The sequence below is a fragment of the Streptomyces sp. NPDC031049 genome, from assembly GCF_055571015.1.
The window spans coordinates 120775-142355 of sequence record NZ_JBVIGC010000015.1; the positions used below are offsets into that span (position 1 = coordinate 120775).

General features: G+C 73.9%; 16 protein-coding genes. 9 read left to right on the forward strand and 7 right to left on the reverse strand.

Annotation, left to right across the window (positions count from 1 at the left end):
• The first annotated feature begins 77 nt into the window (after window positions 1–77).
• Together ACZ45Q_RS24595 and ACZ45Q_RS24600 are read left to right on the forward strand one after the other, a co-directional pair.
• Window positions 78–1646 carry a phytoene desaturase family protein gene (locus ACZ45Q_RS24595; protein ID WP_468265021.1) on the forward strand — a complete coding sequence of 523 codons (1569 nt, stop codon included), beginning with the start codon at window positions 78–80 and terminating at the stop codon, window positions 1644–1646.
• Between the two features lie 96 nt (window positions 1647–1742).
• Window positions 1743–1934, forward strand: a complete 192-nt coding sequence (locus ACZ45Q_RS24600; protein ID WP_468265023.1) for a DUF2795 domain-containing protein — start codon at window positions 1743–1745, stop codon at window positions 1932–1934.
• 40 nt (window positions 1935–1974) lie between these two features.
• On the opposite strand, the gene ACZ45Q_RS24605 is transcribed toward ACZ45Q_RS24600, so the two are convergent.
• Window positions 1975–3750 (reverse strand): serine hydrolase domain-containing protein, encoded by a 1776-nt coding sequence (locus tag ACZ45Q_RS24605; protein ID WP_468265025.1) that lies wholly within the window; start codon window positions 3748–3750, stop codon window positions 1975–1977.
• A 225-nt stretch (window positions 3751–3975) separates the two neighbouring features.
• On the opposite strand from ACZ45Q_RS24605, the gene ACZ45Q_RS24610 reads away from it, so the two are divergent.
• Entirely contained in the window at window positions 3976–5481 is a 1506-nt protein-coding gene (locus ACZ45Q_RS24610) for an acyl-CoA synthetase (protein ID WP_468265027.1), read from the forward strand.
• Window positions 5482–5568: 87 nt separating this feature from the next.
• On the opposite strand, the gene paaK is transcribed toward ACZ45Q_RS24610, so the two are convergent.
• On the reverse strand, window positions 5569–6867 hold the full coding sequence (gene paaK / locus ACZ45Q_RS24615; RefSeq protein ID WP_468265029.1) for a phenylacetate--CoA ligase PaaK: 1299 nt from the start codon (window positions 6865–6867) through the stop codon (window positions 5569–5571).
• Window positions 6868–7060: 193 nt separating this feature from the next.
• Between paaK and ACZ45Q_RS24620 the strand changes: the two genes are divergently transcribed.
• The 5 genes from ACZ45Q_RS24620 to ACZ45Q_RS24640 all read left to right on the forward strand — a co-directional run bounded on the left by ACZ45Q_RS24620 (window position 7061) and on the right by ACZ45Q_RS24640 (window position 12363).
• Entirely contained in the window at window positions 7061–7909 is an 849-nt protein-coding gene (locus ACZ45Q_RS24620) for an alpha/beta fold hydrolase (RefSeq protein ID WP_468265031.1), read from the forward strand.
• Between the two features lie 122 nt (window positions 7910–8031).
• Window positions 8032–10290 (forward strand): hypothetical protein, encoded by a 2259-nt coding sequence (locus ACZ45Q_RS24625; protein ID WP_468265033.1) that lies wholly within the window; start codon window positions 8032–8034, stop codon window positions 10288–10290.
• Between the two features lie 166 nt (window positions 10291–10456).
• Window positions 10457–10699 (forward strand): DUF397 domain-containing protein, encoded by a 243-nt coding sequence (locus ACZ45Q_RS24630; protein WP_468265035.1) that lies wholly within the window; start codon window positions 10457–10459, stop codon window positions 10697–10699.
• Window positions 10700–10846: 147 nt separating this feature from the next.
• Complete coding sequence (locus tag ACZ45Q_RS24635; RefSeq protein ID WP_468265037.1) at window positions 10847–11749, forward strand: universal stress protein; 903 nt, start codon at window positions 10847–10849, stop codon at window positions 11747–11749.
• A gap of 116 nt (window positions 11750–11865) precedes the next feature.
• Window positions 11866–12363, forward strand: a complete 498-nt coding sequence (locus tag ACZ45Q_RS24640) for a hypothetical protein (RefSeq protein WP_468265039.1) — start codon at window positions 11866–11868, stop codon at window positions 12361–12363.
• 19 nt (window positions 12364–12382) lie between these two features.
• On the opposite strand, the gene ACZ45Q_RS24645 is transcribed toward ACZ45Q_RS24640, so the two are convergent.
• Both ACZ45Q_RS24645 and ACZ45Q_RS24650 read right to left on the reverse strand, forming a co-directional pair.
• Entirely contained in the window at window positions 12383–14365 is a 1983-nt protein-coding gene (locus ACZ45Q_RS24645) for an N-acetylmuramoyl-L-alanine amidase (protein ID WP_468265041.1), read from the reverse strand.
• A gap of 302 nt (window positions 14366–14667) precedes the next feature.
• Window positions 14668–15795, reverse strand: a complete 1128-nt coding sequence (locus tag ACZ45Q_RS24650) for an aminoglycoside phosphotransferase family protein (RefSeq protein WP_468265043.1) — start codon at window positions 15793–15795, stop codon at window positions 14668–14670.
• Between the two features lie 303 nt (window positions 15796–16098).
• On the opposite strand from ACZ45Q_RS24650, the gene ACZ45Q_RS24655 reads away from it, so the two are divergent.
• Window positions 16099–17592, forward strand: a complete 1494-nt coding sequence (locus tag ACZ45Q_RS24655) for a DNA-binding protein NsdB (protein ID WP_468265045.1) — start codon at window positions 16099–16101, stop codon at window positions 17590–17592.
• Between the two features lie 106 nt (window positions 17593–17698).
• Here the strand turns inward: ACZ45Q_RS24655 and ACZ45Q_RS24660 are convergent, their stop codons facing one another.
• The 3 genes from ACZ45Q_RS24660 to ACZ45Q_RS24670 all read right to left on the reverse strand — a co-directional run bounded on the left by ACZ45Q_RS24660 (window position 17699) and on the right by ACZ45Q_RS24670 (window position 21578).
• Window positions 17699–19051 carry a SpoIIE family protein phosphatase gene (locus ACZ45Q_RS24660; RefSeq protein ID WP_468265047.1) on the reverse strand — a complete coding sequence of 451 codons (1353 nt, stop codon included), beginning with the start codon at window positions 19049–19051 and terminating at the stop codon, window positions 17699–17701.
• A gap of 275 nt (window positions 19052–19326) precedes the next feature.
• A complete protein-coding gene (locus ACZ45Q_RS24665; RefSeq protein ID WP_468265049.1) occupies window positions 19327–20358 on the reverse strand; it encodes a Gfo/Idh/MocA family protein in 1032 nt (343 codons plus the stop codon).
• 125 nt (window positions 20359–20483) lie between these two features.
• Entirely contained in the window at window positions 20484–21578 is a 1095-nt protein-coding gene (locus ACZ45Q_RS24670) for a baeRF3 domain-containing protein (RefSeq protein ID WP_468265051.1), read from the reverse strand.
• Window positions 21579–21581: the final 3 nt, after the last annotated feature.

Here is a 21581-nt window from a genome sequence, read left to right on the forward strand (position 1 = left end):
CGGCCGGCTCCCCGCGCGGGCGGCCCCCGTGTCCGCCGCCCCCTGGCACCGGCGATCACCACGTGTTACCAAGAGCCATGACCCCACACCCGGGACGCAGGTCCTACGACGCCGTGATCGTCGGCGGAGGCCACAACGGGCTCGTCGCCGCCGCCTACCTGGCCCGCGCCGGGCGCTCCGTGCTGGTGCTGGAGCGGCTGGAGCACACCGGCGGAGCCGCCGTGTCCACCCGGCCGTTCGCGGGCGTCGACGCACGGCTGTCCCGGTACTCCTACCTGGTCAGCCTGCTGCCCCGGAAGATCGTGCGGGACCTCGCCCTGGACTTCCGGGTCCGGACGCGCACCGTCTCCTCGTACACCCCCGCCGAACGGGACGGACGGCCCACCGGCCTGCTGGTCGGCGGAGGCGAGCGCCGCACGCGCGAGTCGTTCGCCCGGCTCACCGGCTCCGACCGCGAGTACACGGCCTGGCAGCGTTTCCACGCCATGACCGGCCGGCTCGCCGAGCGCGTCTTCCCGACCCTCACCGAACCGCTGCCCACCCGCGAGGAACTGCGCCGCCGGGTCGACGACGAAGGCGCCTGGCGGGCCTTCTTCGAGGAACCGGTCGGCGCCGCGATCGAGGAGCACTTCGCCGACGACCTGGTGCGGGGCGTGGTCCTCACCGACGCCCTGATCGGCACCTTCGCCGACGCCCACGACCCGTCGCTGAAGCAGAACCGCTGCTTCCTGTACCACGTGATCGGCGGCGGCACCGGCTCCTGGAACGTCCCCGTGGGCGGCATGGGCGCCCTCACCGACGCGCTGGCCGGGTCGGCCCGCGCGGCGGGGGCACAGCTCGCCACCGGGCACGAGGCCGTACGGATCGACACCGACGGCCGCACGGCGGAGGTCACGTACCGCACGGCCGACGGCGAGGGCGTCGCCGCCGCCCGCCACGTCCTGGTCAACGCCTCCCCGCACGAACTGGCCGCGCTGACCGGCGCCCCGCCGCCCCCGCCGGCCGAGGGCGCCCAGCTCAAGGTGAACATGCTGCTCACCAGGCTGCCCGCGCTGCGCGACGCCTCGGTCGACCCGCGCGAGGCCTTCGCCGGCACCTTCCACATCGCCGAGGGCTACACCCAGCTCGCCGAGGCGTACGCGCGGGCGGCGTCCGGCGAGCCGCCCGCCGCCCCGCCCTCGGAGATCTACTGCCACTCGCTCACCGACCCCACCATCCTCGGCCCGGACCTGGCCGCGAGCGGCCACCACACCCTCACCCTGTTCGGCCTCCACACGCCCGCCCGGCTCTTCGCCCGGGACAACGACGCCGCCCGCGCCGACCTGCTCAAGGCGACCCTGGCGCAGCTCGACGCGCATCTGGCCGAGCCCCTCACCGAGTGCCTGGCGACCGACGCGGAGGGGCGGCCCTGCATCGAGGCCAGGACGCCGCTGGACCTGGAGCGGGACCTCGGGCTGCCCGGCGGCAACATCTTCCACCGCGAGCTGGCCTGGCCGCACGCCCAGGACGGCACCGGCCGCTGGGGCGTGGAGACGGCCCGACCGAACGTGCTGCTGTGCGGGGCGGGCGCGGTCCGCGGCGGAGGGGTGAGCGGGGTGCCGGGACACAACGCCGCCATGGCCGTGCTGGAGCAGACCGGCGGCTGACGGACGCATGCGTTCCGGCGGGACGGGTACCGCGGGATAACGGAGATTCCGTGCGGATCCCGTACCAACCCCCACATGTGCGACGAGGAGACTGCCATGGCGGACCTCAGCCCCATCGACCTGCAGAAGGCCCTCAGTGGCATGGACTACCCGGCGAAGAAGAAGGCGCTGGTGGACTGCGCCCGCAAGAACCACGCCGACGACAAGGTCGTCAGCCGTCTCGACGGCCTGAAGCAGGACAACTTCGACGGCCCCAACGAGGTGCAGAAGGCCGTCTTCAACGAGTAGCCACGGCCCCGCGCCCACCGGCGGCCGGCCCGGCCGCCGGTCAGTCGGCCGACCGGGTCCAGCCCACCGCAGTGATCCGGGCCGCGTCCCGGGGACGCGCCTCGTCGAACAGGACGCCGCCGGGGGACTCGGCGCGCAGCCCGTCCACGTACGCCCCACGGCCCACGTAACGCTGGTCGGTGGTGTACCGCCAGCGCAGCGTGAGCCCGGAGGCGGGCGGCAGGTCGGCGGTCAGCCGGTGCCAGGCACGGCCCGACCAGCCGGTCGCCGTGCCGTCCGCGTGCTCCACCGGCCGCGCGCCCCGCCGGCCGGCCGTGAACGGCACGGGCCGCCAGGTGGCACCGCCGTCGCCGGTGGCCTCCAGGACGAGGACGTCGGACCGGGGCTCGGTGTCCCACCACAGCGCGCAGCGCAGCCGTGCGCCGCCCGCCGACGTGTCCAGCGGGGGCAGCGTGAGCGTCGCGGACGTCGAACCCGCCATGCCGGAGAACCAGGCGGTGCGCCCCCGCTCCGGGCGGACGGGCACGGCCCGCGCCAGCAGGTTCGCCGCCGCCACGCGGGGCGCCGAACCGGAACGCCAGCTGCGCACCGGGTGGACGGAGTTGCCCAGCACCACGAGGAACGAGTCGGTCGTCGGGTCGAGGACGAGCGAGGTGCCGGTGAACCCGGTGTGCCCGGCGGTGCGCGGCGTCGCCATCGCCCCCATGTACCAGTGCTGGTACAGCTCGAAGCCCAGGCCGTGCTCGTCGCCGGGGAAATCGGTGTTGAAGTCGGTGAACATCAGCTCGACCGACTCCGGCCGCAGGATGCGCGCCCGCCCGTAGGAGCCGCCGTTGAGCAGGGTGCGGCCCAGGACGGCGAGGTCCCAGGCACAGGAGAAGACGCCCGCGTGGCCGGCGACCCCGCCGAGGCTGAAGGCGTTCTCGTCGTGCACCTCGCCCCACACCAGGCCCCGGTCCAGACCCGACCAGGGCGCACGGGCGTCCTCCGTCGCCGCGATCCCGGGCCTCCAGGAGGCGGGCGGGTTGTAGCGGGTGCGGCGCATGCCGAGCGGGCCGGTCACGTCGTCGCGCAGCAGGGCGTCCAGGGGCCGGCCGGTGATCTCCTCCAGGACCAGCTGGAGCGAGATCAGGTTGAGGTCCGAGTAGAGGTAGCCGGTCCCCGGCGGGGCGACGGGCTCCTCGTCGAAGATCAGGGCGACCTTCTCCTCGTACGTCGGCGCCTGGTACAGCGGCAGCCACGGGCGGAAACCGGAGGTGTGCGTGAGCAGCTGACGGACCGTGACGCCCTGCTTGCCGGCCCGGCCGAAGTCCGGCAGGTACGAGGCGACGGGCGCGTGCAGCTCCAGCCGGCCCCGCTCGATCTGCTGCACGGCGAGGATCGAGGTGAACAGCTTCGACACCGACGCCAGGTCGAACACGGTGTCCTCGGTCATCGGGATCTGCTCGCCGGGCGGGAACTCGACGCCGGTGTCGGTCTTCTCGTCGTACGCCCGGTAGCGCACCGCCATGCCGATGGGCTCGTGCAGCGCCACGGTGCCGCCGCGGCCCGCGAGCAGCACCGCGCCCGCGTACCAGGGATGCCGGGGGGAGGGGCCGAGGAACGCCTCGGCGTCCTCGACGAGTTGCCGCAGGTGGGAGCCGAGCAGCCCGGCGCGCTCCGGTGAGCCGCGCCGCAGGGTGTGGTGGCGGCCCCGGTCCCCGACGGCCGCGGCGGGCCCCGCCGCGAGCGGGGCGATCGCCAGGGCGCCGCCCAGGGCCAGGGCGCGGGCGCCCAGTTGCCGACGGGTCAGTCCGCTCGCCGTCTCGTCCGCCATCGAGGAGCCTCCGTGTCCGGTCTGAAAGTATCTTTCCGGGGCCGCCGTGCGGAGTGAAACTTTCCTGTCAGCGACGGGCGGTGTCAATGGGGCGTGCGGCACGGGCCGCCCCCGGGCCTCCATGTGACGGTCGGTCAGCTCCGGACGCCCGGCCCGCTCGCGAGAAGACACGGGCGGACGCACGCGTCTTGACCCGCCCCCGGGCCGGGCCGAGGATCATCAGTCATGACGCCCGGACACGGCAGCACCGTCGACGGCGTGCTGCGACGCAGCGCCCGCCGCACCCCGGCACGCATCGCGGTCGAGTACGGCGACCGCACCTGGACCTACGAGGAACTCGACACCGCCGTCTCCCGCGCGGCGAGCGTCCTGCGCCGTCAGGGTCTGTCGCCCGGCGACCGAGTCGGCGCCTTCGGCCACAACTCCGACGCCTATCTGATCGCCTTCCTCGCCTGCGCCCGTGCGGGCCTGGTGCACGTGCCGGTCAACCAGAACCTCACCGGCGACGACCTCGCCTACATCGTCGGACAGTCCGGCAGCACGCTGGTCCTCGCCGACCCGGACCTGGCCGGCCGGCTCCCCGCCGGCGTACGGACCCTGCCGCTGCGGGACGCGGACGGCTCGCTGCTCGCGCGGCTGGATCCCGCGGACCCCTACGACGGTCCCGAGCTCGGCGCCGAGGACCTGGTGCAACTGCTGTACACCTCCGGCACCACCGCCCTGCCCAAGGGCGCGATGATGACCCACCGGGCGCTGGTGCACGAGTACCTCAGCGCTATCATCGCCCTCGACCTGAGCGCCGGGGACCGGCCCGTGCACGCCCTGCCGCTGTACCACTCGGCGCAGATGCACGTCTTCCTGCTGCCCTGCCTGGCGGTCGGCGCCACCAACATCATCCTCGACGCACCGGACGGCGACCGGCTCTTCGACCTCGTCGAGACCGGCCGCGCGGACAGCCTCTTCGCGCCGCCCACCGTGTGGATCGGCCTGGCCAACCGCCCCGACTTCGCCACCCGCGACCTCGGCGGCCTGCGCAAGGCCTACTACGGGGCGTCGATCATGCCGGTGCCTGTCCTGGAGCGGCTGCGCGAGCGGCTGCCGGGCCTGGCCTTCTACAACTGCTTCGGGCAGAGCGAGATCGGGCCGCTCGCCACCGTCCTCGGACCCGACGAGCACGAGGGCCGGATGGACTCCTGCGGCCGGCCCGTGCTCTTCGTCGAGGCCCGGGTGGTCGACGAGGACGGCGAGGACGTGCCCGACGGCACCCCGGGCGAGATCGTCTACCGCTCCCCGCAGCTGTGCCAGGGCTACTGGGACAAGCCCGAGGAGACCGAGGAGGCCTTCCGCGGCGGCTGGTTCCACTCCGGAGACCTCGCCGTCCGCGACGCGGACGGCTACCTCACGATCGTCGACCGGGTGAAGGACGTCATCAACTCCGGTGGTGTGCTGGTCGCCTCACGCCAGGTCGAGGACGCCCTCTACACCCACGAGGCGGTCGCCGAGGCCGCCGTGGTCGGCCTGCCCGACGAGCGGTGGATCGAGGCCGTCACGGCCGTCGTCGTCCCGCGCGGCGAGGTCACCGAGGCGGACCTGATCGCCCACGCCCGCGAGAGGCTCACCGCGTTCAAGGCGCCCAAGCGGGTGCTGTTCGTGGACGAGCTGCCGCGCAACGCCAGCGGGAAGATCCTCAAACGGGAGCTGCGGGACCGGTTCGCCGCCCCGCGGCCCTGATCCGTTCTGCCTGCGACCCCGCGGCCCTGGTCCGTCCTGCCCGCACCCCGTTACCCCGTATCCCTGACGGCCGTCCTGCCCGACGCCCTATCGCGGGCGCTCGTCGACGATCCGCCGGATCTTGCCCACCGACCGCTCCAACGTCTCCGGATCGACGATCTCCACGCCCGCCGACACTCCGATGCCGTCCTTGATCTGCCGCGCGATCTCCCGCGCCGCCGCCGCACGCACCTCGGGCCCGGCGTCCGGGCGGGCCTCCGCCCGCACGGTGAGGGCGTCGAGCCGGCCCTCGCGGGTGAGCCGGAGCTGGAAGTGCGGTGCGACGCCCGGCGTGCGCAGCACGATCTCCTCGACCTGGGTGGGGAAGAGGTTCACCCCGCGCAGGATCACCAGATCGTCGCTGCGGCCGGTGACCTTCTCCATCCGGCGGAACACCCGCGCCGTCCCCGGCAGCAGCCGGGTCAGATCGCGCGTCCGGTACCGGATCACCGGCATCGCCTCCTTGGTCAGCGAGGTGAAGACCAGCTCGCCCTCGCTGCCGTCCGGGAGCACCTCCCCGGTGACCGGGTCGACGATCTCCGGGAAGAAGTGGTCCTCCCAGACGTGCAGCCCGTCCTTGGTCTCCACGCACTCCTGGGCCACGCCCGGACCGATCACCTCCGACAGGCCGTAGATGTCGACCGCGTCGATCGCGAACCGCTCCTCGATCTCCCGCCGCATCTCCTCCGTCCACGGCTCCGCGCCGAAGACGCCGACCCGCAGCGAGGTCCCCCGCGGGTCGACGCCCTGCCGCTCGAACTCGTCCAGCAGCGTGAGCATGTACGACGGGGTGACCATGATGATCCCCGGCTCGAGGTCCTGGATCAGCTGCACCTGGCGGGCGGTCATGCCGCCGGAGGCCGGGACGACCGTGCAGCCCAGCCGCTCCGCGCCGTAGTGGGCGCCCAGCCCGCCGGTGAACAGCCCGTAGCCGTAGGCCACGTGCACCGTGTCCCCGGGCCGGGCGCCCGCCGCCCGCAGCGAACGGGCCACCATGTCCGCCCACAGCGACAGGTCGCCCTCGGTGTACCCGACGACCGTGGGGCGTCCCGTGGTGCCGCTGGAGGCGTGGAGGCGGCGGACCTTCTCGCGGGGCACGGCGAACATCCCGTACGGGTAGTTCTCCCTCAGGTCCGCCTTGGTGGTGAACGGGAAGCGGGCCAGGTCGGCGAGCGAGCGGCAGTCCTCCGGACGGACCCCGGCCTTGTCGAAGGACTCCCGGTAGAAGGGCACGTTCTCGTAGGCGTGCCGCAGCGACGAGCGCAGCCGCCGAAGCTGCAACGCCCGCAGTGCCTCGGAATCCAGCCGTTCCCCCGCGTCCAGCAGGTCCGTCCTCGCATCCGTCATCGGGACTTCTCCCTCGCCCACCACGTCATTCCGGACGACCGATCATTCGGTCGAGGTGCCGGAGATCAGTAATACAGGCCGCGCGCGCACAGACAAGGGGCCCGCCCCTACTTTTCCGGCCGCACACGCGTCACCGCCGCGGCCCGGCGAACCCCGTTGCGGCCCGCGGCCCGCCGGGGCGAGGATCGACGTCATGCCGATCTTCACCTCGTACGACGGGACCGGACTCGCCTACCACGTCCGGGGCGAGGGCGACCCGCTCGTCGTGCTCCCCGGCGGCCCGATGCGCGCCTCGGCCTACCTGGGCGACCTCGGCGGACTCGGCGCCCACCGCCGGCTGGTCCTGCTCGACCTGCGCGGCACCGGGGACTCCGCGACCCCGGCCGACCCGGCGACCTACCGCTGCGACCGGCTCGTCGCCGACGTCGAAGCGCTCCGCGCCCACCTCGGCCTGGACCGCATGGACGTACTGGCCCACTCGGCGGGCGGCAGCCTCGCCACGCTGTACGCCGCCGCGTACCCGGCCCGGGTGGCCCGGCTCGTGCTCGTGACGGCCACGCCCCTGGCGCTGGGCATGCCGGCCACGGCCGAGGACCGGCGGGCGGCGGCCCTGCTGCGCCAGGACGAACCGTGGTACGCCGAGGCCCTCGGCCCGTTCGAGGCCTGGCTGGCCGGCACCGGCGACTACGACCCGGTCTTCGCCCCCTTCTTCCACGGCCGCTGGGACGAGGCGGCCCGCGCGCACGAGCGGGCCGGGGACACCGAGACCAACGACGCCGCGGCCGTGGTCTTCGCCGCCGAGGGCGCCTTCGACCCGCCCGCCACCCGGGCCGCGCTCGCCGGCCTGCCGGCCCCCGTGCTGGTCCTCGCCGGCGAGCTCGACGGCGGCCCCCGCCCCGAACTCGCCCGGCGCGGCGCCGAGGCCTTCCCGCACGCCGAGTACGCGGTGCAGCCCGGCGCCGGGCACTACCCGTGGCTGGACGACCCCGAGTGGTTCGTAGAGCGCGTCGTCACCTTCCTGGACGGCCGGCACGAAACCTGATCCGCAAGGGTGTTCGTATCATGTATCGATGCACTGAACGGGTCATCGGCTCTACGGGGCATCTCGAGGGAAACGAGGGGATTTTGACACAGCAATTCCACAGAGGTGCCCTGCGAAGACTCGTGGGGGTGGTGGTCGGCGGACTGGCGCTGCTGGCCTCGATGCTGGTGGCCGTCACCCCGGCGCAGGCGGCCTCCGCGCTGCCCGCCGGCAAGAAGAACTGGGTGGTCTCGGTGGGCGGCCTCGACACCCAGGACGGGAACGACTTCCACAACTGGGTACGGCTCGGCTACTACCGGTTCGCCGAGGACGGGACCGTGGAGACCACCTACTGGGACTGGTACCAGCGGGACGAGCCAGAGCGTGTCCACGCCATGACCGCCGACTGCGGCGGGGACGTTCCGGCGTGCTCGGTCAGGACGGTCGAGGGCTTCGAGACCTCGCTTCCGCCGCAGGGCAGGTTCTCCGGAGTCTTCGACCACCTCGCCGACGGCACCCTCGTCGTGACCTGGGAGCGGGGCGCGGACGGGGCGGCACTGGACAGGAAGCTCGTGGAGCACTGGACGGTGGAGGCCGGTCTGGCCGGCGGCACGGCCGCCCGCATGACCAGTCCCACCTTCTACGGCCCTTACGGATCAGGCGTCGTCGTGCCGCAGCCCGGCACGGGACCGGGCCACTTCTCCAACTACAGCGCGACGTTCGGCGTCGGTTACGGCAGCAACGCCTCTCTCGCATGGGACAGCGGAGTTCCGCTGAGCCGACTGATCACCGACGAGACGTACGCGTCACAGCGATACCGGGGCGCCTTCGTCACGGCCAACGGCGGCCAGGTGAGACGCGAGGGCGCGGGTGGCGACTGGACGTTCGGCGGCGGGGCCGGCAACGGTGACAATCCGAACGATCCGTGGAAGCGGTGCACGACGGCGGACTGCATCGGTTACCTCCAGCCCGGCGCGACGAAATGCGGCGAAGCGGTGGAGGGCCACAACCGGGTCCGCTACATCGGCGCGATCGGCCAGGGACGGCAGAACACCGAGGAGTACTGGTGCCAGGGCCTGGCGGCGACCGAACTGGATCCGCTGGCCTGCTACCGGTACAACTCCCACCCGCGGCCGATGCTCCAGATCATCGACGACCTCGGCAGGTTCCAGGGCTGGGTCGGCGTCGAGGCGTTCAGCCATGTCGACACGCGCACCGGAGAACCCGACAGCGCATGGAGTTCGGGCTACTGGGGCGTCTTCGACATGGTGTCCCTCTCGACGATGCGGCCCGGCGTCCCGCACTCGGCGATCAGCCCGTTCTCCAAGTTCCGCATACCGTACGGGAACAGCTCCGCCACCGGGAGCCTGCGCTGGTACGACAGCCCCGAGCGCGTGGTGTTCATGGGGGTCAACCACGTGGTCAGCGGCTGCCGGTACGTCGAGGTGGTCGGCTTCCTCCCGGACGGGTCCACACGCCGGGGGACGACCAGCCGGTTCTGCGCGGGGATGTCCCAGGTGCCGGCCAACGCCCCCGCCGGCATGAGGAATTTCGTCCAGTACATCGACCACACCGGAGCCGAAGCCCCCACACGCGTCCAGATCACCTACTGGGTGGCGGACGGACTCTCCGGCCCCTACACCACGAAGGGCACGGTCCAGTGCACCCGACTCGGCGGGACGTGCGTCGCCGCGCCACGCGACCCGGGCCCGGTGACGGGGTTCCAGGTGGCTCACGGCAACAGCGTCGCCAACGGCTCGCTGACGTGGTACCAGCGGTCGGTGAGCTTCGAGGGCGACAACCACGTCGCGAGCGGCTGCCGCTTCGTGGAACTGATCGCCACGGGCGCCGACGGCTCGAAGCAGACGTCGACCACCAGACGCCACTGCGCGTCGGGCGGTGACCTCCCGTTCGGCCCGACGAAATTCGAGTTCCCCGACGTGCAGGGCGGCGTCGTGAACGTCGTCGTGACGTACTGGGTCTCGGAGGACGGCGGGAAGACGTACGCCACGAAGCAGACGCAGAAGTGCACGCGCACCGGATGCGTCACCGATCTCTCCGCACGTGACCGCGTCACGGAGTTCCAGCTGGTCTACGGAGCCAGCATCGCCCACGGCTCCCTGACGTGGCTCAACCGGTCCGTCGTCTTCCAGGGCAACAACCACGTCACCAGCGGATGCCGCCACGTCGAGTTCGTCGCCACCGGCGCCGACGGTTCCCAGGTACGGGGCACGTCCAGCAAGTTCTGCTCCGCCGGGGACCGGCCGTTCGGCCCGCAGACGCTCGACCTGTCCGGCGTGCCGGGCGGCGCCGTCAGCGTCCTGGTGCGGTACCAGGTCGACGACGGTGGCGGTGCCTCACCCAAGGTGTCCGTCACCTGCACGCGCGACGGGTGCGCCTAGCCACGGAGCGCCGCCGTCACCGGGTGCCCGGTGCGGATGGTTCCGGGCGACCGGCAGGCATCCCCGGCGGGCCTCACCCCGGCGAACTCCTCCCCACGTGGCCTGTTGGCACCCGGGGCCGCTCGCTAGGCTGGCCGCGGACGACGCAATCGGGAGGAGCACGGACGTGGCCGAGACCACTACCCACCAGCGCCCGCTCACCGGCTGGGACAAGCCGGAGCTGGACCTCAGCAACGCGCAGTGGCAGTCCAGCAGCCGGGGCCGGGGGGATGTCCAGATCGCCTTTGTCGAGGGCTTCATCGCCATGCGCAACAGCGCCCGCCCCGAGAGCCCCTCCCTGATCTTCACCCCCGACGAGTGGGGAGCGTTCGTGTCGGGAGCCCGGGAGGGGGAGTTCGATCTCACCTGAGCCCGGCCGCGGCTCCGCGCTCGCCTGAACCGGGGGTGTCGACCTCGATTTTCCGGACACGCGACCTCCAGCGCCCCTGGGCCGCCGGTGCCTGAGGAAGGCTGGCGCCCGACAGGGGACAGGGCGTACCCCGGAGGTGAGGAACCCATGAGCACCCTGCCGGTCATCGCGGCGGTCGACGGTTCGGACGACAGCATGCGGGCCCTGGACTGGGCCCAGGACGCCGCCCGCAGGCGCGAGGCCCCGCTGCGCGTGATCCATCTGCGCCAGTACGGCACCTGGGGCCGGCCCGAGGTGCTCGCCGTCGCCCCGCCCCCGCCGGAGGACGACCCGGTGCTCCAGCAGGCCCGGACCCGGATCGAGAATCGGCCCGGCGCACCCGCCGTCGAGTACGCCGCCATGGACGGCGTCCCGGCCGCCGCGCTCGCCGAGCTGGGCGCCGAGGCCCAACTGCTGGTGCTCGGCTCCCGCGGCCGAGGTGGATTCGCCAGCCTCCTGCTCGGCTCCACCTCGCTGGCCACCGCCCGCGACGCCGAGTGCCCCGTCGTGGTCGTGCCCCGCCCCGGCCGCGAGGTCCACGGCGAGGCCCCGGCCGGACCCGGCCCCCGCGTCGTCGTCGGCCTGCACGCGGACAGCCCCGACGAGGCCACCCTCTCCTTCGCCTTCGCCGAGGCCGCGCGGCGCGACGCCCGCCTCCAGGTGGTCGCCGCCTACCCGGCTCCGGTGCAGACCTGGGCCGCGCCCGGACAGGTCGTGCCGCCGGTGATCGACGAGGTGGCCCTGGACAGCGAGACCCGGGCCCTCGTCGACGGCTTCCTCGCCCCGCACCGCGAACGTCACCCCGGCGTCCCCGCCGAGCCCTACGTGGCTGCGGGGGACGCCGCCGGGCACCTGGTCGCGGCCTCCCGGGACGCCGAGCTGGTCGTCGTCGGCCGGCACCGGCGCCGTCTGCTGGCACCGGCCCGCATGATGGGCTCGGTCACCCAGGCCGTCCTGCTGCACGCGGCGAGCCCCGTCGCCGTGGTGCCGCCCGCGCCACCCGAGGACTGAGCCGGTCCCGGACGCGGCCCGGGCCGCCGCCCACGGCGAGCGCACGGGCCGCCACCGGCCCCGGCCGGACCTCGCCCGCACGCCGCGCGAGCCGCCCGGCCACGTACCATGGCGGCATGTCGTTCCTCCGCCGCCGCAGTGCCACACCCGCCGGGCCCGACTTCGACGTACTGGCCATGGACCCGGGTGACTGGCCCGGGAACCTGGGCGCCGGGCTGCTGCCCGCGCCCGACGGCACCTGCCAGGGCGTCTTCCTGCGCTACGACCTGTTCGGCGGCCGCGGCCCCGCGATGATCATCGGCAATCTGCCGGAGGGCTCCCCGGCCCGTGAGCTGCCCGAGGGACAGCCCCCCTTCGAGGTCGCGCAGCTGCTGCTGGCACTGGAGAACGACGAGGAGGTGACCGTCGTCGGCAGCGAGGACGTGCCGGTGATGCAGGGCGACAACCTGCTGATCGTGCGCCGCCTCAAGCTCTCCGAGGGCCGCATCTCCTGCGTGCAGTTCGACCGCAGCGACAAGGTCCTGGTCACCATCGCCGCCTGGGACCGCCCCATCACCGACGATCTGTACGCCCTGCTGAAGCCGCTCCCGGCGGAGCTGTTCCAGCAGGGCTGACCCGGCCGCCGCCCGACGGCTACGACCCCGCCGACAGCAGACGGACGTCGGCGGCCCGCACGAACGCCACCCGGTGGCCGTACTGGATCTGGTAGTAGGTGTCCCGTCCGGTCACCACACGGTGGGAGCCCTCGTCGAAGGTCACCGCGTAGTAGTACTCCCCGGGCATCTCGTCCCCGACGACGTAGGCCTGCCCCGCGGGCAGCCGGTACGGCAGCGGGGACACCGCCTGGGCCGGGACCCCGTCCGGATAGGCGGTTGCCTCCGGATAGGCCCGCCCGTACACCGGCACGCTGTCCCGGCCCTCCCGCGGGGTGACGACCCGCCCCTTCGCGGGCACCGCCGTCGGCTGGTCCGCCGGGTTGCGGAACCAGGCCTTCTGCCCCAGGTACCAGATGGCCGTCCAGTCGCCCCAGCGGTCGGCGACCGCGTACTGCTGGCCGGTGGAGACCCGCGACGACAGATCGTTCACCCCCGTGGACGGGGCGGTGCCCAGCCCGACGTCCCTGATCAGCGGCGCGTCCTCGCTGTGGTCGGCGTACAGCCGCACCGCGCTGGAACCGTGCACGGCACACGGCTCGCCCCGCCGCTCGCACCCCGTGAACACCGGCCGGTTGGCGGCGTAGTCGGGCCGGATCGTCACCACGTCGGCGTCCTTCCCGGCGGACGGCGTGAGGGGACGGCCCAGCAGCCGGAAGTAGTGCGCCCAGTCCCAGTAGGGGCCCGGGTCGGTGTGCATGCCGGGGATGGTGCCGGTGGTCGGGCCCGGCACGGTGTCGTGGCCGAGGATGTGCTGCCGGTCGAGCGGGATGTCGTACGTCCGGGCGAGGTGGCGCACCAGCCGCGCCGAGGACCGGTACATGGCCTCCGTGTACCAGGCGTCCGGTTCGGCCAGGAAGCCCTCGTGCTCCAGACCGATCGAGCCCGCGTTGACGTACCAGTTGCCCGCGTGCCAGGCCACGTCCTTCGCCTTCACGTGCTGGGCGATGTGGCCGTCGGTGGAGCGGAGCGAATAGTGCCAGGACACATAGGTCGGGTCCTGCACCATGTCGAGGACGCCCTCCCAGGCGCCCTCCGTGTCGTGCACGACGATGTACCGGATGCGCTGGCTCGCGGGCCGGTCGGCCCGGTCGTGGTTGCCGTAGTCGCCGTCGCCGAACTCCTCGTAGGGCGCCGGGATCCACTCGCAGGACACCGTGGGCGGGCACTCCGTGCCGGCCGACGCCGCCGCCCGCAGTCCGGTCCGCCCCAACTGCGCGGTGTCCGGTGCGAGTCCCGGGCGGGCGGTGAGCGCGACGCGCTGGCCCGCGTCCGTGGTACGGGCCGCGCCGTCCCGGATGACCGCGTACACGTCGTTCGCGTACGCCGCGGCCGTCGCCGAGTCCTCCGCTCCGGAGAAACGGGCCACCGCCCCGTACCAGTCGGCGGGGTCCGCACTGGCCGGCTCGCCCAGCTCCCGTTGTGCGGCGGCCAGCAGCGCGGCGCCCCCGGCGACGTTGGCGGCCGGGTCGGTGCGCAGCTCCTCGGGGCTCAGCCCGGTCAGCTCGGCCGCCCGGGGCAGCGTGGTCAGCCGCTCCGGCAGGTCCGCGGTCCGCGGCGCCGGGGGCCGGGGACGCAGCGGGGCGCGGGCGTCGTCGCCGCGGGGGTCCTCGGTGCCGTCGTGGTGGTGCGCGGACGCCTCGGCCAGGGCGGTGCGGGCGTCGGTCAGGTGCATCGGGCCGTACCCGCCGGTCACGCTCGGCGCGCCGCCGTGCGCGTCCCAGCGGGACTGGAGGTAGGAGACGCCCAGCAGCACGCTCTCCGGTACGTCGTGTGCGGCCGCGGCGGACGCGAACGCCCGCTGGAGCCGGTCCGGTGCGGGCGGTGCGCCGTCCGGCCGGGCGGCGCCGGGGGCCGCGCCGAGCAGGGGCAGCAGCAGTGCCGCCGTGGCCACGGCGCAGGCCGCGGTGCGGGCGCGTCCGCCGCCGGGGGCGGGCGCGGGGGAGGGGACGGGTCCTCGCAAGACGGCCTCCTGTGACCGTGGGGCATGACGGGACGTGCGGGGCCGGGCGTCCGTCAGTGGTACCCGGCGGTCCGACGATCCGTCAATCATGCGGGGACGTCTGCCTCTTCCCGGTGATTTCCCATGTCAGCGGGGGGTCGGGCGGGTTTCGCCGTGGCGGTGCGCGGGCCTGCGCGGCGTCAGTGGCGTACACCTGTGGCCCTTCGGCGGGCCCGTGCGGTCGGCGGCCCGCGCGGACCCGGCCGGACGGCACAGGCCCGCGGTGCGCCCGGACATGCGCACCGCGGGCCTGTGATCCCGGGTCAGCGGGTGCCGACCGCCGCGCGCACGGCCCGGCGGGCCAGCTGGCAGTCGTCGTGCAGCCGGCGCAGCAGCAGCCGCTGCTCCTCGCCGGAGGGCACGCCACCGGCGGGGACCGGCGGCGCCGGCTCCTGCATGGAGCGCTGCACGGCCGTCTCGTACGTCCGGATCTCCCGGGTCAGCACCAGCATCAGGTTCACCAGGAACGCGTCCCGCGAGGCCGGGCCCGCCGACTGGGCGATCTGGCTGATCTGACGGCGGGCCACCGGTGCGTCACCGAGGACCGCCCACAGCGTCGCGAGGTCGTAGCCCGGCAGGTACCAGCCCGCGTGCTCCCAGTCGACCAGCACCGGTCCGGCCGGTGACATCAGGACGTTCGACAGCAGCGCGTCGCCGTGGCAGAACTGTCCCATGCCGCCACGGCCGGCCGCGTGCGCGATGCCGTGCAGCAGCTTCTGAAGGTCGCCCAGGTCCCGGTCGGTGAGCAGCCCCAGCTCGTGGTACCGGGAGATCCGTGCCGCGTAGTCCAGCGGGGCGTCGAACGTCCCCGCGGGCGGCCGCCAGGCGTTCAGCCGGCAGATCGCCCCGAGGGCGGCCCGGATGTCGGCCCTCGGCGGCGTCTCCGCCGGGTGCCGCTGCAAGGCCGCGACCCGCCCCGGCATCCGCTCCACGACGAGCGTGCAGTTGTCCGGATCCGCCGCGATCAGCCTCGGCACCCGCACCGGCGGGCGGTGCCGGACGAACGAGCGGTAGGCCGCTATCTCGTGCCTGATCCGCTCGGCCCACGCGGGGGAGTGGTCCAGTAAACACTTGGCGACGGCCGTGCTGCGTCCGGTGGTGCCGACCAGGAGCACCGAGCGCCCGCTGCGGCGCAGCACCTGCACCGGAGCGAACTCCGGGCAGATCCGGTGCACCGAGGCGATCGCCGCGCGCAGCTGGGCGCCCTGAGGGCCGGACAAGTCGATTCTCCCGCTGAGCGGTTGGGTGCCGGGTCCCGCCGCGCGCCGCGTCCGGCCCGCCCCGAGCACGGGGGCCGCCGGGCGAGCCGGGGCGAGGTAGGGGCCGCTGCCCGCCGGTCGGGTGTGCAGCGGCCGGGACGGGGCGGACACGGGGGACGATGCTGCGTACATGGGCGAGACAGATCCCTTCGTGTGCCTGCTGTGCCTGTCGGTGGACTCCTCGAACCGCCGCGCTCGCTGAATCCGGCGAACCCGTCGTGCCCGTCGAAGTCGTCGCGCTGCCCTGACCCGGCCGCCGCGGACGCACCCTGGGGAATGCCCCTGCGGCGACCTGGTCGGGGTGGCGCGTTCCTACCTGACACCCGCTCGGCCCTGGCACACCATCTGGCGCACCCTGGCGAACCCTGGCGAATAGTCGCCGGGCAAGTCCTGCCGGGCTACTGTCAACTTCAGCCGAGTACCTGGGGGCTTGATGTGAGCGGACGACCCAACACCCGTCTCGCGGACCTGTTCGGCCTGGCCGGCTGGTCCAAGGGCGAACTCGCGAGGCTGGTCAACCGGCAGGCGGCGGCCATGGGCCACCCCCAGCTGGCGACGGACACCTCGCGGGTGCGGCGGTGGATCGACATGGGAGAGATCCCGCGCGATCCCGTGCCGCGGGTGCTGGCGGCTCTGTTCACCGAGCGTCTCGGCCGTGTCGTGACCATCGAGGATCTCGGTCTGGTCCGGCACGGGCGCGCGGGGAAACGGCAGGGCGACGGGAACGAGCGTCCCGACGGTGTGCCGTGGGCGCCCGAGCGGACGGCCGCGGTCCTCACCGAATTCACGGGAATGGACCTCATGCTCAACCGACGCGGCTTGGTGGGCGCGGGCGCCGCGCTCGCCGCGGGCTCCGCACTCAGCAGCGCCATGCACGACTGGCTGCACACCGACCCGGCCCTCGCTGCCGACGCTCCCGACCTCCACCGTCCCCTGCACACCGCCGACCCCGCCGGGTTCGACCGCTACGAGGCCGCCCCCGTCGGGTCGCAGGAGATCGAGGAACTGGAGCGCTCGGTCGAGGTGTTCCGCGCCTGGGACGCCGCACGCGGCGGCGGACTCCAGCGCAAGGCGGTGGTGGGCCAGCTCAACGAGGTGGGCGGCATGCTCGCCTACCACCACCCACCCCACCTCCAGCGGCGCCTGTGGGGCGTCGCCGCCAACCTCGCCGTCCTGGCGGGCTGGATGTCCCACGACGTGGGTCTCGAACCCACGGCGCAGAAGTACTTCCTCATCGCCGCGCACGCCGCGCGCGAGGGCGGCGACCGGCCCCGCGCGGGCGAGGCCCTGTCCCGGGCGGCCCGGCAGATGGTGCACCTCGGCCGGCCCGACGACGCGCTGCATCTGATGAAGCTCGCCACGTCCGGCTCCGGGGAGCAGATGCTGCCCCGCACCAAGGCGATGTTCCACACCATCGAGGCCTGGGCGCAGGCGTCGATGGGCAAGGGCCAGGCCATGCGGCGCACGCTGGGGCAGGCGGAGGACCTGTTCGTCTCCGACCGCAACGACACCGAGCCGCCGGACTGGATGCAGACCTTCAAGGACGAGGATCTGTACGGCATGACGGCGCTCGCCTACCGCACCCTGGCGGAGTTCGAGCCGGGTGCGGCCGTGCACGCGCAGTACTACGCCGAGAAGGCGCTGGAGCTGCGGGTCGACGGCCGGGAGCGGTCGAAGATCTTCGACCATCTGTCCATGGCCTCGGCCTGCTTCATCGCCGACGACCCCGAACAGGCGGACCGCTACGCGCGGTTGGCCCTGATGTCCATGGGCTCCAACTCCTCCCACCGCACCTGGGACCGGCTGCGCCAGATGTACCGGCTGACCGCCGAGTACGCCGGGTACCCGAAGATCGAGGAGCTGCGGGAGGAGATCAAGCTGGCCCTGCCCAAGGGGAAGGGGAAGGCCGGCGGCGGCGCCCCGGCGTGAGGACACCGGGGGGGTACGGGCACGGCGATCCGCGGTCCCGGCGCCGGCCAGGCCTCATCCGGACCTCTCCCGGCCGATCGGCGTCTCCCGGGTGATCGGGGAGCGGTCAGGGCAGGACCCGCGCGACCAGGAAGCAGGCGGTGCCGCGTGGGGAGCCGGGGCCGGACGCGCCGAGCTGCTCCAGGACGGCCCCTACACCGTCCTGTGCGGTGCGGGCGCCGGTGAGCCGCCGGCCCAGGGGGAGGAGCACATCGGGGGAGTCCAGGGGCCCCGCGGGGTGCAGGAGCAGCAGGTCGCCCGCTTCCAGGGGCACTTCGGCCTGTTCCGCCTGCTCAGCCTGTCCCGCCGGTGCGGGCAGCCTGCGGACCGTTCCCTCGCGGACGAGCAGCGGGGCGGGAAGGCCGGTGCGCGCCCACTCCAGGGTGCGGGAGCCGGGTGTGCAGCGGCAGCACACGGCGCTCGCCAGGGCCTGCCGCCCGGCGGTGTCCCGCAGTCCGGCCAGCGAGGCGAGCAGCGGGCCGGGCCGGGTGCCCGCCAGCGCCATCCCGCGCAGGGTGCCCAGCAGCAGCGCGGCCTGCGAGGCGTCCTCGGGCCCCGGTGCCGCCAGGGCGCCCATGCTGAGCAGTACGCCGCCGTCGGCCAGTTCGAGGACGTCGGACCAGCCGTCGTCCGGCAGTCCCCGGCCGGCGACCTCCAGGACCGGCGGACGGTGCGACGGGAGCCGCAGGAAGCCCTGCCACCTCAGCGGCGCGGCCTCCCGCGGCTCCGCCTCGGCCCGCTGCTCGTCCCGCGGCCGGTCCTGGCGGAGCGAGTCACGGGTCTCGCTCACCGCCCGCTGGCTGCGCCGCAGTTCGCTGACGTCCCGCAGCACCGCCCACATCGAGGCGGTGCTGCCGTCGGCGTCGAGCACGGGCTCGCCCATCATGTGCACGGTCCGCACGGTCGCGTCGGGGCGCACGATGCGGAACTCCCCGTCGATGGGCCGGGCGTCGACGAGACAGTCGGTGACCATGGCCGTCAGCCGCGGCCGGTCCTCGTCGCACACCAGGGACGGCAGTTCGTCGAGGGTGAGCGGTCCGGCCGCGGGATCGCGGCCGAGGATCTGGTAGAGCTCGCCGGACCAGTCCGCCTCGTCGGTCAGCAGGTTCCACTCGGCGCTGCCGACCCGGCTGAGCAGCGAACCCGTCCGGGGCGCCGAGGGGGCGGGAGAGGCCGGGGCGGGCAGCGGGCCGTCCCGCAGCTGTGCCAGGTGGGTGTCGAGGTCCTCCAGCTGGTGCAGCGCCAGGTCGTACAGGGCGCGCTGCCAGCGCACGCGTGGATTGGTCCCGTCGGCCGGCGTGCCGCGCCGCACGGCGTCGACGTCGCCCTTGAGCCGCCGCGCCTGCGTTATCAGCGCCTCGACCGAGCCGCCGTCGGGCGGCTGGGCGGAGGGGCGGTCCGCGGAGAGATGGGACGGCATGACGCACTCCGGTGTGCAGACGGTTCGGCTCGGCTGGGCGGAACCAGGGCTGGGGGAGGGACCGTTACGACTGTTGCACAGCTCGCGACGGGGTGTAAGGGATTTGGCGACACACGATACGGCGGTGCCGACGGCATATGCCATAGTCTCCGCGGAGTGACTGCGGCGCCCGAACGGTCTAGTCCCGGGCCCCCTCAAGTCGTAGAAGACATACGGGACTTGGAGGAGGCGTGGCGCGAAGTGACGGTCGTCCCGGTGTTCGACGTGCGGGTGTTCTAAAAGGTGTCGTCGGGTTCCGCGTACAGGGCGGGGCGCGCTGCCAGGGACACGGGTGTGCGGGCGCCGCTCTCCAGGGCGCGGACGCCCGCCGCGGCGACGGCGGAGGCGGCGTATCCGTCCCAGGCGCTCGGGCCGGTGACCCGGCCGCGCCGGGTGGCGTCGACCCAGGCCTGCACCTGGCGGTCGTAGGCGTCCGCGAACCGTACGATGTAGTCCTGCGGCACCTCCTCGCCGGTACGGCCCGCCGCCGTCACGACCATGGCGTGGGCGTCCCCGATCCGCGCGCTGCCCGCCTCGCACACGGCCTCGCAGCGCACCTCGTACCCGAAGCCGCAGTTGACGAAGACCTCCACGTCGACCAGTGCGCCCCGCTCCGTCTCGAACAGGACGAACTGCGGATCGGCCAGCCCCGCGGGCGCACCCGCCGGCGGCGCGGGGCGCAGCACGCTGACCGCGGTCAGCTCCTGGCCGAGCAGCCAGCGGGCGGCGTCGATCTCGTGCGAGACGGAGCTGGTGATCAGCATGGCGGAGGTGAAACCCGGCGGGGAGGACACGTTGCGGTGGGTGCAGTGCAGCATCAGCGGCCGGCCCAGCCGCCCGGCGTCCAGCAGCGACTTCAGCTGCCGGTACTCGGCGTCGTAGCGGCGCATGAAGCCGATCTGCGCCAGCCGCCGGCCCAGCCGCGCTTCCGCCTCCACGATCCGCAGGGCGCCCACCGGGTCGGGCACCATCGGCTTCTCGCACAGCACGGGCAGCCCGCGGGCGAACGCGGCGAGCAGTGCCGCCTCGTGCGCCTCGCCCGGCGAGGCGATCAGGGCGGCCCGCACACCGGGAGCGTCGAGGGCGGCCTCGGCCTCCGTGTGCACGGTGACCCCGTCGATGCCGGCGGACGCGTCCTTCGCCCGCTCGGCATCCGGATCGGCCACCGCGGCGACCCTGGCCCCGCTCACCACTCGGTCCAGACGTCGTATGTGGTCGGCGCCCATATGGCCGGCCCCCAGGACCGCCACCCCCAGCAGCTCGCTCACGCTCCGTCGGCTCCTCCCCCGCCCGCGGCCCACCCGCGCGGCGGATATGTGTACGGCGAACAGGGTTTCACGGTCGTCAAGACCCGGCCGTACACGGCCGCGCGGGCACCCCGGCGTCACCGGGTTCAGAAGCGCAGCACGCCCGCGATGCCCTCCATGTCCCCCAGCGTGCCGTCCGGGACGAAGCGGACCTCGGCGCCCGTCTCCAGGCACTGCTCGACGATCTCGTCCACGACGTCCTCACGGGCGTCGAGGTCACCGCCGTCGGCCGGTTCCAGATGGTCGCCGGCGTCCACGACCGTCGTCCGGTAGTTCTCCTCGACGGCCAGCAGCCGCACCCGGCCGGCCCGCGCGCTCTGCCAGATCTCGTCGACGCCGGCCGCGAAGTCCCGCCGCCCGCGGGCGGACTCCAGCTCCTGGGAGACCGCGTCGGCCGACCGGCGCGCCTCGGCGGCGAGCAGCGGCCGGACCGCCTGCCGGACGGCCTCCGGCGACCCGTGCGCCAGTCCGCCGTGCGGGACGTGCACCGCGCCCCGGGCGACGCTGCCGGCCCCTTCCAGGACGGCCAGCGCGGCCTCCGGACCGGTGACGTACAGCGGGCGCGGCTGCTCGCGCAGCACCCTGCCGAGTGCCGCGTCGGCCTCGCGCAGGAACCGGCGGGTGCCCTCGTCCCGGAAGGTGCTCGGGGAGTCGCCGGTGCGCTGCCGGCGCTCCGGGTCGAAGTTCTCCGCCGGCCGGGTCATGGGGAAGCCGGCGATGCGCTCCTCCACGACGCGGTCCGGGCCGCCGCTCCACAGGGTGACCCGGTCGGCCGCGACCGACAGCACCCAGAAGGGCCGCTCGGCGGTGTGGGCCGCTACCAGGTTGCGGGTGAGGAAGGTGTCCGAGAGCACCACACGCTCGGGCACACTGCGGCTGAGGGTCCAGACCTGGTGCTCGCCCGGCGCGGCGAAGATCGCCAGTCCGTCCTCGGCGTGCGTCAGGTCGACCTCGGCGAGTGCCTCGTCGAGCTGCCGGACGACCTCCAGGCGGCGCTCCCGGGTGACTGCGGGATCGGCCTCGAGCCGTTTCCGGGCCTCTCCGACGGCGTGGCGCAGCCGGAGCCGGTCCTGGGCGTTGTCGGGTTCCCGGCGGTGGGTCGGCGTCAGCACCGACACCGCCGGATAGGGGCGGGGGCGCCGGAGTTCGGCGAGGGCGGCGGGGGTGAGATCGTGCTCCATGTC

What these genes read in the sequence shown, in the direction of transcription:
- ACZ45Q_RS24595 (WP_468265021.1), top strand. Translation starts at nt 78, where the DNA reads ATGACCCCACACCCGGGACGCAGGTCCTACGACGCCGTGATCGTCGGC.
- ACZ45Q_RS24600 (WP_468265023.1), top strand. Translation starts at nt 1,743, where the DNA reads ATGGCGGACCTCAGCCCCATCGACCTGCAGAAGGCCCTCAGTGGCATG.
- ACZ45Q_RS24605 (WP_468265025.1), bottom strand. Translation starts at nt 3,750, where the DNA reads ATGGCGGACGAGACGGCGAGCGGACTGACCCGTCGGCAACTGGGCGCC.
- ACZ45Q_RS24610 (WP_468265027.1), top strand. Translation starts at nt 3,976, where the DNA reads ATGACGCCCGGACACGGCAGCACCGTCGACGGCGTGCTGCGACGCAGC.
- paaK (WP_468265029.1), bottom strand. Translation starts at nt 6,867, where the DNA reads ATGACGGATGCGAGGACGGACCTGCTGGACGCGGGGGAACGGCTGGAT.
- ACZ45Q_RS24620 (WP_468265031.1), top strand. Translation starts at nt 7,061, where the DNA reads ATGCCGATCTTCACCTCGTACGACGGGACCGGACTCGCCTACCACGTC.
- ACZ45Q_RS24635 (WP_468265037.1), top strand. Translation starts at nt 10,847, where the DNA reads ATGAGCACCCTGCCGGTCATCGCGGCGGTCGACGGTTCGGACGACAGC.
- ACZ45Q_RS24640 (WP_468265039.1), top strand. Translation starts at nt 11,866, where the DNA reads ATGTCGTTCCTCCGCCGCCGCAGTGCCACACCCGCCGGGCCCGACTTC.
- ACZ45Q_RS24650 (WP_468265043.1), bottom strand. Translation starts at nt 15,795, where the DNA reads ATGTACGCAGCATCGTCCCCCGTGTCCGCCCCGTCCCGGCCGCTGCAC.
- ACZ45Q_RS24660 (WP_468265047.1), bottom strand. Translation starts at nt 19,051, where the DNA reads ATGCCGTCCCATCTCTCCGCGGACCGCCCCTCCGCCCAGCCGCCCGAC.
- ACZ45Q_RS24670 (WP_468265051.1), bottom strand. Translation starts at nt 21,578, where the DNA reads ATGGAGCACGATCTCACCCCCGCCGCCCTCGCCGAACTCCGGCGCCCC.